This is a genomic window from Mesorhizobium newzealandense (assembly GCF_042682145.1).
Taxonomy (GTDB): domain Bacteria; phylum Pseudomonadota; class Alphaproteobacteria; order Rhizobiales; family Rhizobiaceae; genus Mesorhizobium; species Mesorhizobium newzealandense.
The window spans coordinates 41640-55851 of sequence record NZ_JBHUGZ010000032.1; the positions used below are offsets into that span (position 1 = coordinate 41640).

A 14212-nucleotide genomic window follows, 5' to 3' on the forward strand; every position below is an offset into this window, starting at 1 on the left:
GATCGAACAATGTCCGCCGAGCCGCTGAAGACGCTTTTCCATCCCTTTGAGGCTGAGGCTGTTGCTTTGCCGGGAAAGGGTGATCGCGCCCTGTTTCTCGGCGCCGAGCCGGGCTTTCGCCTACCCGAAGGCTTCGACGCCGCGCTGCACCTCGTACAAGGCTTCCGGCCGCATTTTCGAGCGCTGCAGGCGTCTGGCTTCCTTGTCACCGCGCAAGCGGAAGGCGGTGGCTTCGACATGGCACTTGTGCTTGCCGGCCGGCATCGCGGCCTGAACGAATTGCGCCTCGCAGAGACGCTCGGGCGCGTGGCACCGGGCGGATTGGTCGTCGTTGCCGGCGGCAAGGACGATGGCATCGCCAGCCTGCGCAAGCGCGTTGACGAACTTGTGTCGCTTGAGGGCCACCTGCCGAAATATCACGGCATCGCCTTCTGGTTTCGCCGGCCTGCCGATCTGGCCGCTGCGCAAGACCTGCGCGCCGCCAATCCCGCTCTGCTGGTCGAGGGCCGGTTCCGCACCGCGCCCGGCATGTTTTCCTTCGACCGGGTCGATACCGGCTCGAAATTGCTGGTCGAGAACTTGCCTGGCGACCTGCGTGGCAGCGTTGCCGATCTCTGCGCCGGCTGGGGTTATGTGGCTGCCGAGATAGCCGCCCGCTCACCGGGCCTGTCGGCGCTCGATCTCTACGAGGCCGAATTCGACGCACTGGAAGCGGCGAAGCTCAATCTGGCAGGGGCTAGCCAGTCGATCGTCAGGGATTTCTTCTGGATCGATCTGCTGAAGGAACCGGTCGAGAAGCGCTACGACGCGATCGCCATGAACCCGCCCTTTCATCGCAGCCGTGCCGCCGAACCGGAGATCGGCGCCGGCATGATCCGCGCGGCAGCCAAGGCCCTGAAGCCCGGCGGGCGGCTGTTCATGGTCGCCAACCGTCAGCTTCCCTACGAGGCGGTGCTGTCGGCTGCTTTTTCGAGCCATGCCGAACTGGCCCGCGACGGCATGTTCAAGGTGCTTGTCGCGCGCCGCTAAACCACTCGGCGCCGCGTTCAATGCAGATTGGCGACGCGTCGGACCTCGTCGGTGGCATACGCGTCGCCAACCCGGAACCTGAGTGGCGCCGGCCTGCCGAACAGGTAGCCCTGCACCACTTCGCAGCCGGCTGCCCTGAGCAGCGTCGCCTGGCTTTCGGTCTCGACGCCTTCGGCGATGATGCTGACCCCGAGCGCGCGCGAAAGCCCGACGATGGTCGAAACAACCGCGCCGGAGCTGGAATCGGTATCGAGGCGACTGACGAAGGAGCGGTCGATCTTCAATTTACCGAACGAGAAGTCGATCAGGTAGCTCAGATTGGAATAGCCGGTGCCGAAATCATCGACGGCAACCGAGATACCCATGTCCGCCAGCTGCTTCAGGATGGTGGCGGCGCGGTCGCGGTCCTGCATCATCGCCGTCTCGGTGACTTCCAGTTCCAGCCGCGACGGCTTGATGCCGGTGCTCGTCATGGTGTCGCGCACGATACCGACGAAGTCCTTGGTCATGAACTGCACGGGCGAGATGTTGACGGCGACGAAGCAGTCGTCGGGCAGGTGACGGGCGTCGCTGCAGGCCTTGCGCAGCACCCATTCGCCGATCGGACCGATCATGCCGGTTTCCTCGGCGATCGGAATGAACTCCATCGGCGGGATCATGCCGCGTTCGGGATGCCGCCAGCGGATCAGCGCTTCATAACCGATGATGCGGCCGGTGGGGAGATCGAGCTGCGGCTGGTAGTGAAGATCGAAGTCGCCGCGCTCGAAGGCAATGTGCAGCTCGGACTCGACCCAGTGGCGGTGGTCGGCGACCTTGCCCATTTCGGCATGGAAGACCGACCAGTTGCCGACGCCGCTGGCGCGCGCATTCTGCAGCGCCAGATTGGACCGGCGCAGGATGAGGACCGGATCGACGCCGTCCTTTGGCATCGCCACGATGCCCACCGACAGGCTGACCGATTGCAGGTGCGTGCTGAGCTCATAGGGCTCCATCATCTCGTCGATGAGCCTCTCGACGGCGCTTTCCAGCGACCCTTGCACCTGATTGTCGGGGAGCAGAACTGCGAATTCACCGGCGCCGATGCGTCCGATTATCGCGCGTTGCGGCACGCAGGTCTTCAATCGCTTGGTGAAGGCGCGGATCAATTCGTCGCCCTGGCTGTAGCCGATGGCATCGTTGATCTGCTTGAAACGATCGATGTCGATGTCGATGAGGAACATCGGCTCGCCGGTCCGGCTTGTCGCGCAGGCCGCCTCGGCAATCTTGCCGACCATCGCCGGACGCGCCAGCAGGCCGGTCAGCTTGTCGAAATGGGTTTCCTCGAAGACGAAATCCGCCGATTCATCGACGCCGGCGAAGAAGGACATCGCGGCTACCGACGCCGCCAGGGCGCAAAGGGCGGCCATCATCGCGACCATCATGTCGGCCGGTATGCCGGCGAAACCATCGCCGAGACCGTGCTTCAGGCCCCAGAGTCCGAGGACGAAACTGCCAATACCCGAGCTTGCTATGGTGAGCAGCCGGAACACCGGTGTTCGCTTTGGGTTGCTGACGGCGGGCATTGAAAGGTCCCCAGAGTACAGGCCTTTCTAGCGGATATGTCCTTAAAATGAGTTTCCGCGAAAGCGTCCAATTTTATTGGACCTGAAGTATTTCTTGAGCGGACTAAAGCGCGTCGCGTTGAAACGGATTCGGTCGACGCAATTTAAGCTTTTGTTTTATGCGTGTCGTGGTCCCAAAACCGCTGCGCACTTTTGGGCGACGTGCATTAGTCTCGCCCGCCATCGGTCTGCTTCAATTCATCGAGCGTCGGCATGGAAACAATGTGATAGCCGGAATCGACATAATGGATTTCGCCGGTGACGCCGGAAGACAGGTCGGACAACAGATAGAGCGCGGAACCGCCGACCTCGTCGATGGTCACGGTGCGGCGCAGCGGCGAGTTGCGCTGCTGGTAGGAGAACATGTGGCGCGCATCGGAAATCCCGGCACCGGCGAGCGTACGCACCGGTCCAGCCGATATGCCGTTCACCCGGATGCCGCGCGGACCGTAGTCGTTGGCGAGGTAGCGCACACTGGCCTCCAGTCCGGCCTTGGCGACACCCATGACATTGTAGTTCGGCATGACACGGACCGAACCCGCATAGGTGAGCGTGATCATCGATCCGCCGTCCTGCATCAAAGCGGCGGCATGGCGGGCGATCTCGGTGAAGGAGTAACAGGAGATCACCATGGTGCGGACGAAATTGTCCCGGCTGGTCTCGGCGTAGAGGCCCTTCAGTTCGTTCTTGTCGGAAAAGCCGATGGCGTGGACGACGAAATCAAGCCCGCCCCAGGCGTTGCCCAGGGTCTCGAACGTGGCCGCGACCGAGGCGCTGTCCTCGACGTCGCATGGCACGACCAGCGAGGCGCCGAGCTTGTCGGCGAGCGGTTTGACCCGGCGCCCGAAGGCGTCGCCCTGATAGGTGAAGGCGAGTTCCGCCCCATGTTCGGACAATTTCCGGGCGATACCCCAGGCGATCGAATGATCGTTGGCGACACCCATGACAAGCCCGCGCTTGCCCTTCATCAATCCGTCCATGGCCCCCAATCCTTATAAAAAAACGCTGGCCTTATGCGGAATAGCGCTGGAAAACGAGCGTTGCGTTGGTGCCACCGAAGCCGAACGAATTTGACAAAACAGTGTCGATCTTGGCGTTGTCGATGCGCTTTCGCACGATCGGCATGCCCTCGAATTCGGGGTCGAGGGTTTCGATGTGGGCGCTTTCACCGATGAAACCGCCCTGCATCATCAGGATCGAGTAGATGGATTCCTGCACACCGGCAGCACCCAGTGAATGGCCGGTCAGCGATTTCGTCGACGTGATGTACGGCATCTTTTCGCCGAACACCTCGCGGATAGCGCCCATTTCCTTGGAATCGCCCACCGGCGTCGACGTGCCGTGGGTGTTGATGTAGTCGACCGGCGCGGAAACCGTCGCCATTGCTTGGCGCATGCAACGGACCGCGCCTTCGCCGGATGGCGCCACCATGTCGAAGCCGTCCGAGGTCGCGCCGTAGCCGACGATCTCGGCGTAGATCTTGGCGCCGCGCGCCTTGGCATGCTCCAGCTCTTCCAGCACCAGCACGCCGGCGCCGCCGGCGATGACGAAGCCATCGCGATCGGCGTCATAGGCGCGCGAGGCGGCGGATGCCCGCTCGTTGAATTTCGATGACATGGCGCCCATGGCGTCGAACAGGTCTGACATCGTCCAGTCGAGATCCTCGTGACCGCCGGCAAAGACCATGTCCTGCTTGCCCCACTGGATCAGTTCGTAGCCATTGCCGATGCAATGCGCCGAGGTGGAGCAGGCCGACGAGATCGAGTAGTTGACGCCGTGGATCTTGAACCAGGTGGCAAGCGTTGCCGATGCGGTCGACGACATCGCCTTCGGCACCGCGAACGGACCGATGCGCTTGGGGCTGCCGTTCTTCAGCGTGATTTCGGCCGCTTCGACGATGGTGCGGGTGGAGGGTCCGCCCGATCCCATGACGATGCCGGTGCGCTCATTGGTGACGTCGCTCTCGTCGAGACCCGCATCCGCGATCGCCTGATCCATGGCGACGTGGTTCCAGGCGGCGCCTTTCGACAGGAAGCGCATCGCACGGCGATCGATCATCGCGGATGGATCGAGCGTCGGCGCTCCCCAAACCTGGCAGCGGAAGCCATGTTCGGCGAAGGAATCGGAGAAGCTGATGCCGGATCTGGCGTCATGCAGCGAGGCCTGCACCTCGTTGGCATTGTTGCCGATCGACGACACGATGCCGAGGCCTGTGACTACGACACGTCTCATTCGCAACTCCTTCCAGGGGGCCGGCAGGGATGCCGGTCAGCCAACCGCCGACTGCTTGGACAGACCGACCTTCAAATCTGTAGCCGCGTATATGGGTTCGCCATCCGCCTTCAGCCAGCCATCGGCGATGCCGAGCACCAGCCGGCCACGCATCACGCGCTTGAAATCGATCCCATACTCGACCTTCTTCACCGAAGGCGTCACCATGCCCTTGAATTTGACCTCACCGGTCGACAGCGCCATTCCCTTGCCGGGTTCGCCGAGCCAACCGAGATAGAAGCCCGTCAATTGCCACATGGCGTCGAGGCCGAGGCACCCCGGCATGATCGGATTGCCGATGAAATGGCAGGCAAAGAACCACAGGTCCGGATTGATGTCGAATTCCGCGCGGATGAAGCCCTTGTCGAAGGCACCGCCCGTCTCGCTGATCTCGGTGATGCGGTCGAACATCAGCATGGGCGGATAGGGAAGCTGGGCGTTGCCCGGTCCGAACAGTTCGCCGCGGGCGCAGGCCAGCAATTCGTCGTAGTCGTAGCTGGATTTCGAACCCGCCATCAATCTCGTCCCCATATCGTTCCGGGCTATCGGGTGCCCTTGTCGTTGGTTTCCTAACACAATCTGTTTCAGGCCGGAAACCGGCGTTTGCGCTTAACCTGCTCGTTTGTCCGGGTCAATGCGCGCTATTGATCGCTTTCGGACGACAGAATATATGTCAGCAGAGGTCCGGTTTCGGCAGACGTTCATTTTTTTGCCATTCTGGGCGTGTCTTGGGGCGGAACTGTGGGGTTCGACGGGAAGATGGACCTGGACGGTCGGAAGGAAAATGTCGCTGTGGACAAGCGGGTCCGTGAAGCCGGCCTGAGGCCGACACGCCAGCGTATTGCGCTGGCCGACCTGCTTTTCGCCAAGGGCGACCGTCATTTGTCGGCCGAGGAACTGCACGAGGAGGCGGTCGCCGCCGGCGTGCCGGTGTCGTTGGCCACCGTCTACAATGCCCTTCACCAGTTCACCCAGGCGGGCCTGTTGCGCATCCTCGCCGTCGAGGGTGCGAAGACCTATTTCGACACCAACACCTCCGACCACCACCATTTCTACATCGAAGGCGAAAACCGCATATTCGACATCGACAGCGGTCCGGTGACGGTTGCCAACCTGCCGGAGCCGCCGGAGGGGATGGAGATCGCCAATGTCGATATCGTGGTGAGGCTGCGCCCAAAACGCCGCGAATGACCGGCGAGGGATGAAATCCCTCGATGCGGCTTTCAGGACACCCATCTCGGCCACACCAGGCGCTGAACCACGACCGCGATCTTTGGTCCGGAACGATCGTGGTCAAAGGGTCTAAAAATCAGTCCTTGACCCGTTCGCCGGGATAGGCGCCCCAGACAAGCGACTGGGCGAGCCAGCCGGTGTGGCCGTCGAACGTCATTTCGCACCACTGGCCGTCGCAGGACTTGATCGTGCCCATGACGCCCGGCTCGACCATCGCGACCACCCTTGCATCCTTCTCAGGGCTGTTGAGAAGGTTGACCTGGGCGTCCTTGCCGCGCTGCCATGGGGCGACGATTGCCGTGCGCCGACCGGAAAGCAGCGACTGGTTGATCCAGCCCTCCGAACCGTCGGCATCGCGCACGCGGCGCCATGTATCGAATTCCTGGATGATCTCCATCGGCAGGCCGGCCTTCATATACATCCAGTCGACCGAGTAGTTGGCGCCGGGGCCGACGCGCGAGTTGACGCGGCCGGATTTCAGGCTGACGAATCGCGGCAGCGGCAGACCGCTCGGGCCGAGCGTGATGACGCTCTGGGCAGGTGCCGCCGCACTCTGCGCCGCGGCAAGCGGAGAAAAAAGCAGAGCGCCGAGAAATGCTGCGCTGAGGGTCAGGCGAAGCGACGCGAAACCAGACACTTTCATTCCTTTCGGCGCTTGCCGTGGCGCCCCTTTTTCTTTGTCTTCGGCGGCACCGCTTGTTACATGGGGTAATCGGCACCGCGACCGGCTTTCAGTTTCGCCGGTCTTGGTTAAAGAGGTCTCAACGAGATCGGGGTACGAGGAAACAATGGCAGGCAAAAAGAAGCCTCTCGTCGTCATCACACGAAAGCTGCCCGACCCGGTCGAGACCCGCATGCGCGAACTGTTCGATGCCCGGCTGAATGTCGAAGACAGGCCGATGACGCAGCCGGAACTGGTTGCGGCGGTCAAGGAAGCCGACGTGCTGGTGCCGACGGTGACCGACCAGATCGACGCGGCGCTGATCGCCCAGGCCGGCGACAATCTCAAACTGATCGCCAATTTCGGCAATGGCGTCGACAAGATCGATGTCTCGGCGGCGGCCAAGAAGGGCATCACCGTCACCAACACGCCCAATGTGCTGACCGAGGACACCGCCGACATGACCATGGCGCTCATGCTGGCGGTGCCGCGGCGGCTGGTGGAAGGCGCCAACGTGCTCACCGGTGACAAGAAATGGGCCGGCTGGTCGCCGACCTGGATGCTTGGCCGGCGCATCTGGGGCAAGCGGCTCGGCATTGTCGGGATGGGCCGCATCGGCACCGCGGTCGCCAGGCGGGCCAAGGCCTTCGGCCTGTCGATCCACTACCACAACCGCCATCGCGTGCTGCCGGCCGTGGAAGACGGGTTGGAGGCGACCTATTGGGAAAGCCTCGACCAGATGCTGGCCCGCATGGATATCATTTCGGTCAATTGCCCCTCGACGCCGGCGACCTTCCATCTGCTTTCGGCGCGGCGGCTGGCGCTGCTGCAGCCCACGGCCTATGTCGTCAACACCGCACGCGGCGACATCATCGACGAAGAAGCACTGGTCAAGTTGATCCAGGACGGCAAGCTTGCCGGGGCCGGCCTCGACGTCTACGAGCACGAGCCGGCACTGAACGGCAAGCTGCTGAAGCTCGCCGCCAAGGGCAAGGTCGTGCTTCTGCCGCATATGGGCTCGGCGACGCTCGAAGGCCGCATCGACATGGGCGAAAAGGTCATCATCAACATCCGCGCATTCGTCGACGGCCACCGCCCGCCGGATCGCGTGCTGCCGTTTAGAGTATGATCCCGAAAAGTGCAGACCGGTTTTCTCGGACAAACGGAAACCGTTTGTCTAGAGATCATGCTCAAACAAAGAGATAGAGCCCCGTCCCGCTTCCATCGGGATGGAACAGGCTCCAGAACCTGACGCGATCGAAGCGCGGCGTTTCGTGGCTTTTCGAATGAACCACCAGGCTTACGCAAGCACCTTGCGCCTTACGCAAGCACCTTGCGCAGAGTGATCGAGGTCGGCCGGAGGTAGCCCTCATGCGCCGTCCGTTCGGTCTCGTGAAAGCCGAAGCGGGCAAAGGCCGCATGGTTCCCGGTCAGCTCGATCCGCGTCTGAAGCTCGACCGCAGCCTTGCCGCGGCTGCGGGCAAGATCTTCGACCGCCTGCATCAGGCGCCGGCCAACGCCTTGTCCCTGACAATCCGGCGCGACGGCGAGCTTGCCGATATAAAATTCCGTCCCCCTCTCAAGGGCAAAAACGCAGCCGACGATCCTGTCGCCGTTGAGCGCCACGAAGCCGGTCTCTCGCCGCGCCTTGTCCCGCAGAGTGTCGGCGGTCAGCAGGTGTGCTGACGATGGAGGATCGATGACGCCGTCCATGGCGGCGAAGGCATCCATGATCAGTGCGAGCACATCGTTCCAGCGGTCGAAATCGGCCGGGATCCGCGTGATGGAGACAGCTTCGGTCCGGTCCACGGTCAGTTTCTCTTGTAGCGGATGGTGTCGAAGCGCGCGGCCAGCGCGTCATAGAGCAGCAGCCGGCCGACCAGCGGCTCGCCAATGCCGGTGATCAGCTTGATCGCCTCCATCGCCTGCAGCGTGCCGACGACGCCGGTCAGGGCTCCAAGCACCCCGGCCTCGGCACAGGATGGCACCAGGCCAGGCGGCGGCGATTCCGGAAACAGATCGCGATAGCCCGGATTGGGCCTGCCGTCCTTGCCGTCTTCGAATGGCTTCAGCACGGTCACCGAGCCGTCGAAGCGTCCGACGGCGGCATGCACCAGCGGTCTCCTTTCGCTCGCGCAGGCGTCGGCAACGGCATAGCGGGTTTCGAAATTGTCGGAACCGTCGACGACGATGTCATAACGGGCGACGAGGGCAGGAGCGTTGTCCGTGGTCAGCCGGAATGTATGCGTCTCGACAATGGTGTTGGGGTTGATGCGCGCGATTGCCGCCTTGGCACTATCGGTTTTCAGCATGCCGACAGTGTCGGTGGCGTGAATGACCTGGCGCTGCAGATTGGAAAGCGAAACGGTGTCATCGTCGACCACGCCGAGCGTGCCGACGCCGGCGGCGGCAAGATATTCGAGCACCGGCGCACCCAGCCCGCCGGCGCCGATGACCAGAACCCGCGCCTGCTTCAGCCTCTGCTGGCCGGCGCCGCCGACCTCGGGCAGCACGATGTGGCGGGCATAGCGTTCGATCTCGTCGGCGGTCAGGGCGGCTACGGTCATTGCCGGACCATATAGTGGCTGAAAAACCTTGTCAGGAGCCAATGCATGTCGCCCAAAGTGTGAAGCGGTTTTGGGACAACGACATGCATAGACAAAGATCAGTCCGTTGGCCCAACCGTGCCGTGGTCGACAGTCAGGAATTGCGCACGCCCCTTGAGGCTGGAAAACAGCGCCGCATCGGTTCCGGTCATGAACGCCTGGCAGTTCAAGTCCTCGAGGATGGAAAACAGGGCGGCGCGCCTACCGCCGTCGAGATGCGCGGCGATTTCGTCAAGCAGCAGGATCGGTGTCATGCCGGACATCTCGCCGGTCAGCCGGGCGTGCGACAGCACGATGCCGACCAGCAGCGCCTTCTGCTCGCCTGTCGAACAGAGCTCGGCCGGCATCGCCTTGGGACGGTGCCGAACCACCAGGTCCGAACGGTGCGGGCCATCGAGCGTGCGTCCAGCGGCGCGGTCGCGGTCACGGCCGTCGGCAAGCGTCCGGCGGAACCGCTCCTCGACATCGACTGCCGGCGCGCTGGCGATCTCGGCCTCCAGGTCACCCGAAAGGCCGATATCGGCCTGCGGAAACGGTCCGGTATCGGGCAGCTTGTCGATCATCGCGGCCAGCAGGCGCACCATCTCGGCGCGTGCGGCGGCAATCGCCACACCGGTTTCGGCCATTTGTGTCTCGATCGCGTCGAACCAGCGGTCGTCCCGGGAGCCTTCAGTAAGCAATCGGTTACGGCCACGCATAGCCTTCTCGTAGTCGATCGCACGCTGGCCGTGGCCGGGATCGATCGCCAGCACCAGCCGGTCGAGAAAGCGCCGGCGATCCGCCGCCGGCCCGGTGAACAGCGCGTCCATCGCCGGTGTCAGCCACACCACGCGCAGCCATTCCAGCATGTCCTCGGCCGAACGCGCCGAAGCCCCGTTGATCCGCACGCGTCTGCCGCCTTCGCCGACATTGTCGCCACCTGAAATGCCCGTACCGATCTCGACCTGGCCGTCGGGACCGTCGAGCCGCGCGTGCAGGGCAAAGCCGCCGTCGCCGCCCTCGCGCGCGACATCCGCATAAGGCGCGCGGCGCAAGCCTCGCCCCGGCGTCAGCAAGGAGATCGCTTCGAGGAGATTGGTCTTGCCGGCGCCGTTGTCGCCGGAAAAGACCACGGCACCCGGCGCCAGGTCGATCGCCAGCCCCGCGTAGTTGCGGAAATTAGTAAGCGTAAGCTTACTTATGTGAGTCTGTGCCGGCAACCGCTACCCGCCTATAGGGCGGCTCGTCGTTTCACGGAAACGCAGAACCGCTCTATCTCCTTGTTTTGACGCAATTCCGGGCGGAAACCGTTTCACGCTTTCCTGGAATTGCTCTGGAAGTCGCCGTAACCATCCTTCCGCCGATCCTGCCGCGCAGCCGGATTGATGACGCAGCGCGTCGGCTACACCCGCATCGGCATCAGAACGTAGAGCGCGGTCTCGTCGGCCATGTCGTGGATCAGCGTCGGCGAGCCGGCGTCGGCGAGCATGAATTTGGCTTCCGTGCCGGTCAGCTGCGCGGCAACGTCGAGCAGGTACTTGGCGTTGAAGCCGATCTCGATCGGATCGGACGAATAGTCGGCGGCCAGTTCCTCGGTGGCGCTGCCTGAATCCGGATTGTTGACTGCAAGCGTCACCTGACCCTCGCTGATCGAAAGCTTCACCGCGCGGCCGCGTTCGGAAGAGATGGTCGAGACGCGATCGACGGCGGCAGCGAAACTCTGGCGGTCGATGATCAGCCGCTTGTCGTTGCCGGTCGGAATGACCCGCTGATAGTCCGGGAAGGTGCCGTCGATCAGCTTCGAGGTCAAAACGACGCTGCCGATGGTGAAGCGGATCTTGGTGTCCGACAGTTCTGTTGTTACTGCGACATCCGGATCGTCGACCAGCTTCTGCAGCTCGCTCACCGTCTTGCGCGGAATGATGATGCCGGGCATGCCCTCGGAACCCGCTGGCGCGTCGATCTCGGCGCGCGCCAGACGGTGGCCGTCGGTCGCCACCGAGCGCAGCTTCAGCTTGCCGCCGACCTCATGCGTGTGCAGGTAGATTCCGTTCAGATAATAGCGCGTCTCTTCGGTGGAGATGGCGAACTGGGTCTTCTCGATCAGGCCTTTCAGGGCAACCGAGTCGAGACGGAAGATATGCGAGAAGGATCCGGCCGAAAGCTCGGGGAAGTCGGATTGCGGCAGGCACTGGAGGCGGAAGCTCGAACGGCCGGACGTCACCGTCATGGCGTTGCCGTCCTCGTCGGTCTTCAGCATCACCTCGGCGCCATCGGCGAGCTTGCGCACGATGTCGTAGAGCAGATGTGCGGGAACCGTCGTCGCCCCGCCGCGCTCCACCTTGGCCGGCGTTGCTTCCGTCACCTCGAGGTCGAGGTCGGTCGCCTTCATTTCGAGGCTGGCGCCCTCGGCGCTGAGCAGCACGTTGGACAGGATCGGTATGGTGTTGCGCCGCTCGACCACACGGTGGACGTGGTTGAGCGACTTCAGGAGATTTGACCGTTCCAGGATAACACGCATGACGAAACAGGCTCGCTTGAATGAATGACGGGTCACCAGTAAGCGGCGCCCCGCGAAAGGTCTGAACAGGCTCAGAATCTGCGTAAACTGACAGGAAAAAACCAGCAAACGCAAGCCCGCGCCACCCGTTCGGTCCGGCTACGCGGGCTTTCTGGGGATAAAGGCCATGAAGTCCGCGAGCCGGTGTCGTAAAACCGAAATTCGGATCGCTCCAAGGCGCCGCCACGAGCCCATTCCAGATCCAGGGTCGCGCCGGCAAGTCCTTGAATTCCGGTGCTGTTCCGGTTCGGTCTTCCCCAGGTCGGTCAGGCCTGGTCGTTGATCAACCGCCTCAAGAGCTCGAGTTCCTGTGCCAGCGTGTTGTCGTTGCCGGAAAGGTCCTCGATCTTGCGCACGGCGTGCAGAACCGTGGTGTGATCGCGGCCGCCGAAACGGCGTCCAATCTCGGGCAGCGAGCGCGGCGTCATCACTTTCGACAGGTACATGGCGACCTGCCGCGGCTTGACGATGGTGCGCGTGCGCCGGTTGGACAGCAACTCGGTTTTCGACACGTTGTAGTGGCGCGCGACGATGCGCTGGATGTCCTCGATGCGGACCCGTTTCGGCTCGCCGGTGCGATAGATGTGGCCGAGGATCTCGTCGATCCGGTCGATGGTGATCTGCGGTTCGAAGGACTGGCGAAACAGCAGCTGATTGAAGGCGCCTTCCAGCTCGCGTCCGCTGCCGGTCACGGTGCGGGCGACGTGATTGAGGATCTCCTCCGAAATGTTGAGCGATGCGTCATCGACCCTGGCAGTGGCAAGGCGCAGTTTGAGCATGCCAAGGCGCATGACGAAATCGGGCGCCGACATTTCAAGCGCGACCCCGCCATTGAGCCGCGAGCGGACCCGTGGTTCGAGCGATTCCAGTTCCGAAGGCGGCCGGTCGGCAGCAACGACGACTTGCTTGGCGCTGTCGAGCAACATGTTGATCAGATGGCAGAATTCATGCTGGATCGACTTGCCCTGCAGGAACTGCATGTCGTCGATGATGAGCAGGTCGATGTCGCGCAACTGTTCCTTGAGCGTCAGCGCATTGTTGTCACGGATCGCGGTGGCAAAGCGCCACATGAAATACTCGGCCGTGAGATAGACGACGCGCGACTTGGGGTTCTGCTTCAGCGATTCCGCGGCGATTGCCTGCAACAGGTGTGTCTTGCCGAGCCCGACGGTTGCATGAAGGAAAAGCGGATTGAAGCGCACTGCGCTCGATTGCGATTCCGCCACTGCCCTGGCGGCGGCGAAGGCCACTCGGTTCGACGGTCCCTCGATGAAGGAGCCGAATGTGTAGCGCGGATCAAGCGGCGAGCCGAGCACATTGTGCCGGAATTCGCTCTCGACCGGTGTGCCCGGACGCGGAGCCGGGGCACGCTCTGTCCGGCCGGGGCTGACGGTGCCGGCGGCGAGCGCCGTCTGCGTCTGCCGCGTCATCTTGGCTCGCGCAGGGATCACTTCCGGCTCGGCCTGGCTGCGCCCCTGGCGCGTCGCCGTGCGCACGACGATCTCGATCTTGAGGAGATCGGGATCCTCCTGCTTCCACAGCTCGGAGATGAGGTCGAGATAGTGACCGTTGATCCATGAGCGCAGGAAAGCTGTGGGCACCGAGATGCGGATGATGCCCTTGGAAGCCTCCGCGACCTTCATGCGGCCGAACCAGCTCGAATAGACTTCGGTTCCCAGGCGCGCCTTCAACTGGGTCTTGACCCTGTCGAATCTCTGTTCCGCGTCGCTGGAGACCACCATGTCGTTTGCTCCGATCAAAGTTCCAGGAAATGGGAGGTCGCCCGTAAGCTCCCGTTCGATGCCGCTCTGCATGATCTTTTCCTTGTCCTTCCGTACCTGTTTCCACCGGGGATGCGCCTCCTGCATCCGGTTCCGGCAACTGCGTCTTCGCTACGATGCCTGCTGCCGCCGCCGGCAGATGACATCGCCAATATTAGGGGGAAACCGGTACCGGCCCATCGAAGCCAGTCCGCGTTGGGTATGTCAGGGCAATACAACACCGTCCGGCGAAAAAAGCGCCGGCGCGCCGTCTACCTGCCATGTCTAGTTACGCCCGTCCCCTACCGTATCGAAAAAGAAAAACCAAACCCGTCCACGGACTTGATCCGCGTCGCAAATCCCGCCAATTTAAGCTGGCCGTTTCAGGCTGGGTTAAGGGCCGGAGCCCGTCCCTTTCGATAGATCGACATTACCGAAATCGCTGTGGATAGGGCAAGGCCGGGACTAACTGATTTTTAAGGAATCTGGTTAGTGGAGGCCGGTTCGGGTGG

13 protein-coding genes are annotated in these 14212 nt (G+C 62.8%); 3 read left to right on the forward strand and 10 right to left on the reverse strand.

All coding sequences use genetic code 11. The features are described from left to right. Nucleotides 1-9: 9 nt before the first annotated feature. Nucleotides 10-1029, forward strand: coding sequence for a class I SAM-dependent methyltransferase (locus ACFSOZ_RS38005; RefSeq protein WP_379106935.1), 1020 nt, complete (start codon nucleotides 10-12; stop codon nucleotides 1027-1029). A gap of 17 nt (nucleotides 1030-1046) precedes the next feature. Here the strand turns inward: ACFSOZ_RS38005 and ACFSOZ_RS38010 are convergent, their stop codons facing one another. The 4 genes from ACFSOZ_RS38010 to fabA form a co-directional block, all read right to left on the reverse strand. Beyond that, nucleotides 1047-2591 (reverse strand): putative bifunctional diguanylate cyclase/phosphodiesterase, encoded by a 1545-nt coding sequence (locus ACFSOZ_RS38010; RefSeq protein ID WP_379106937.1) that lies wholly within the window; start codon nucleotides 2589-2591, stop codon nucleotides 1047-1049. A 206-nt stretch (nucleotides 2592-2797) separates the two neighbouring features. Beyond that, on the reverse strand, nucleotides 2798-3610 hold the full coding sequence (gene fabI / locus ACFSOZ_RS38015) for an enoyl-ACP reductase FabI (RefSeq protein ID WP_379106939.1): 813 nt from the start codon (nucleotides 3608-3610) through the stop codon (nucleotides 2798-2800). A 31-nt stretch (nucleotides 3611-3641) separates the two neighbouring features. Continuing rightward, complete coding sequence (fabB, locus tag ACFSOZ_RS38020) at nucleotides 3642-4862, reverse strand: beta-ketoacyl-ACP synthase I (RefSeq protein WP_379106941.1); 1221 nt, start codon at nucleotides 4860-4862, stop codon at nucleotides 3642-3644. Between the two features lie 36 nt (nucleotides 4863-4898). Further along, entirely contained in the window at nucleotides 4899-5417 is a 519-nt protein-coding gene (fabA, locus tag ACFSOZ_RS38025) for a 3-hydroxyacyl-[acyl-carrier-protein] dehydratase FabA (protein ID WP_379106943.1), read from the reverse strand. Nucleotides 5418-5660: 243 nt separating this feature from the next. On the opposite strand from fabA, the gene irrA reads away from it, so the two are divergent. Then, on the forward strand, nucleotides 5661-6092 hold the full coding sequence (gene irrA / locus ACFSOZ_RS38030; protein WP_024503471.1) for an iron response transcriptional regulator IrrA: 432 nt from the start codon (nucleotides 5661-5663) through the stop codon (nucleotides 6090-6092). A 118-nt stretch (nucleotides 6093-6210) separates the two neighbouring features. Here irrA and ACFSOZ_RS38035 read toward each other — a convergent pair whose 3' ends face one another. Then, on the reverse strand, nucleotides 6211-6771 hold the full coding sequence (locus ACFSOZ_RS38035) for an SH3 domain-containing protein (RefSeq protein ID WP_379106945.1): 561 nt from the start codon (nucleotides 6769-6771) through the stop codon (nucleotides 6211-6213). 151 nt (nucleotides 6772-6922) lie between these two features. Between ACFSOZ_RS38035 and ACFSOZ_RS38040 the strand changes: the two genes are divergently transcribed. Then, nucleotides 6923-7924, forward strand: coding sequence for a 2-hydroxyacid dehydrogenase (locus ACFSOZ_RS38040; protein ID WP_379106947.1), 1002 nt, complete (start codon nucleotides 6923-6925; stop codon nucleotides 7922-7924). 191 nt (nucleotides 7925-8115) lie between these two features. Here the strand turns inward: ACFSOZ_RS38040 and ACFSOZ_RS38045 are convergent, their stop codons facing one another. The 5 genes from ACFSOZ_RS38045 to dnaA all read right to left on the reverse strand — a co-directional run bounded on the left by ACFSOZ_RS38045 (nucleotide 8116) and on the right by dnaA (nucleotide 13754). Then, a complete protein-coding gene (locus ACFSOZ_RS38045) occupies nucleotides 8116-8604 on the reverse strand; it encodes a GNAT family N-acetyltransferase (RefSeq protein ID WP_379106949.1) in 489 nt (162 codons plus the stop codon). Between the two features lie 2 nt (nucleotides 8605-8606). After that, on the reverse strand, nucleotides 8607-9362 hold the full coding sequence (locus ACFSOZ_RS38050; protein ID WP_379106951.1) for a molybdopterin-synthase adenylyltransferase MoeB: 756 nt from the start codon (nucleotides 9360-9362) through the stop codon (nucleotides 8607-8609). Nucleotides 9363-9460: 98 nt separating this feature from the next. Next, nucleotides 9461-10600 (reverse strand): DNA replication/repair protein RecF, encoded by a 1140-nt coding sequence (gene recF / locus ACFSOZ_RS38055; protein ID WP_379106953.1) that lies wholly within the window; start codon nucleotides 10598-10600, stop codon nucleotides 9461-9463. A 182-nt stretch (nucleotides 10601-10782) separates the two neighbouring features. Beyond that, nucleotides 10783-11901, reverse strand: a complete 1119-nt coding sequence (gene dnaN / locus ACFSOZ_RS38060; RefSeq protein ID WP_379106955.1) for a DNA polymerase III subunit beta — start codon at nucleotides 11899-11901, stop codon at nucleotides 10783-10785. A gap of 305 nt (nucleotides 11902-12206) precedes the next feature. Continuing rightward, on the reverse strand, nucleotides 12207-13754 hold the full coding sequence (gene dnaA, locus ACFSOZ_RS38065) for a chromosomal replication initiator protein DnaA (protein ID WP_379106958.1): 1548 nt from the start codon (nucleotides 13752-13754) through the stop codon (nucleotides 12207-12209). Nucleotides 13755-14212 lie beyond the last annotated feature (458 nt).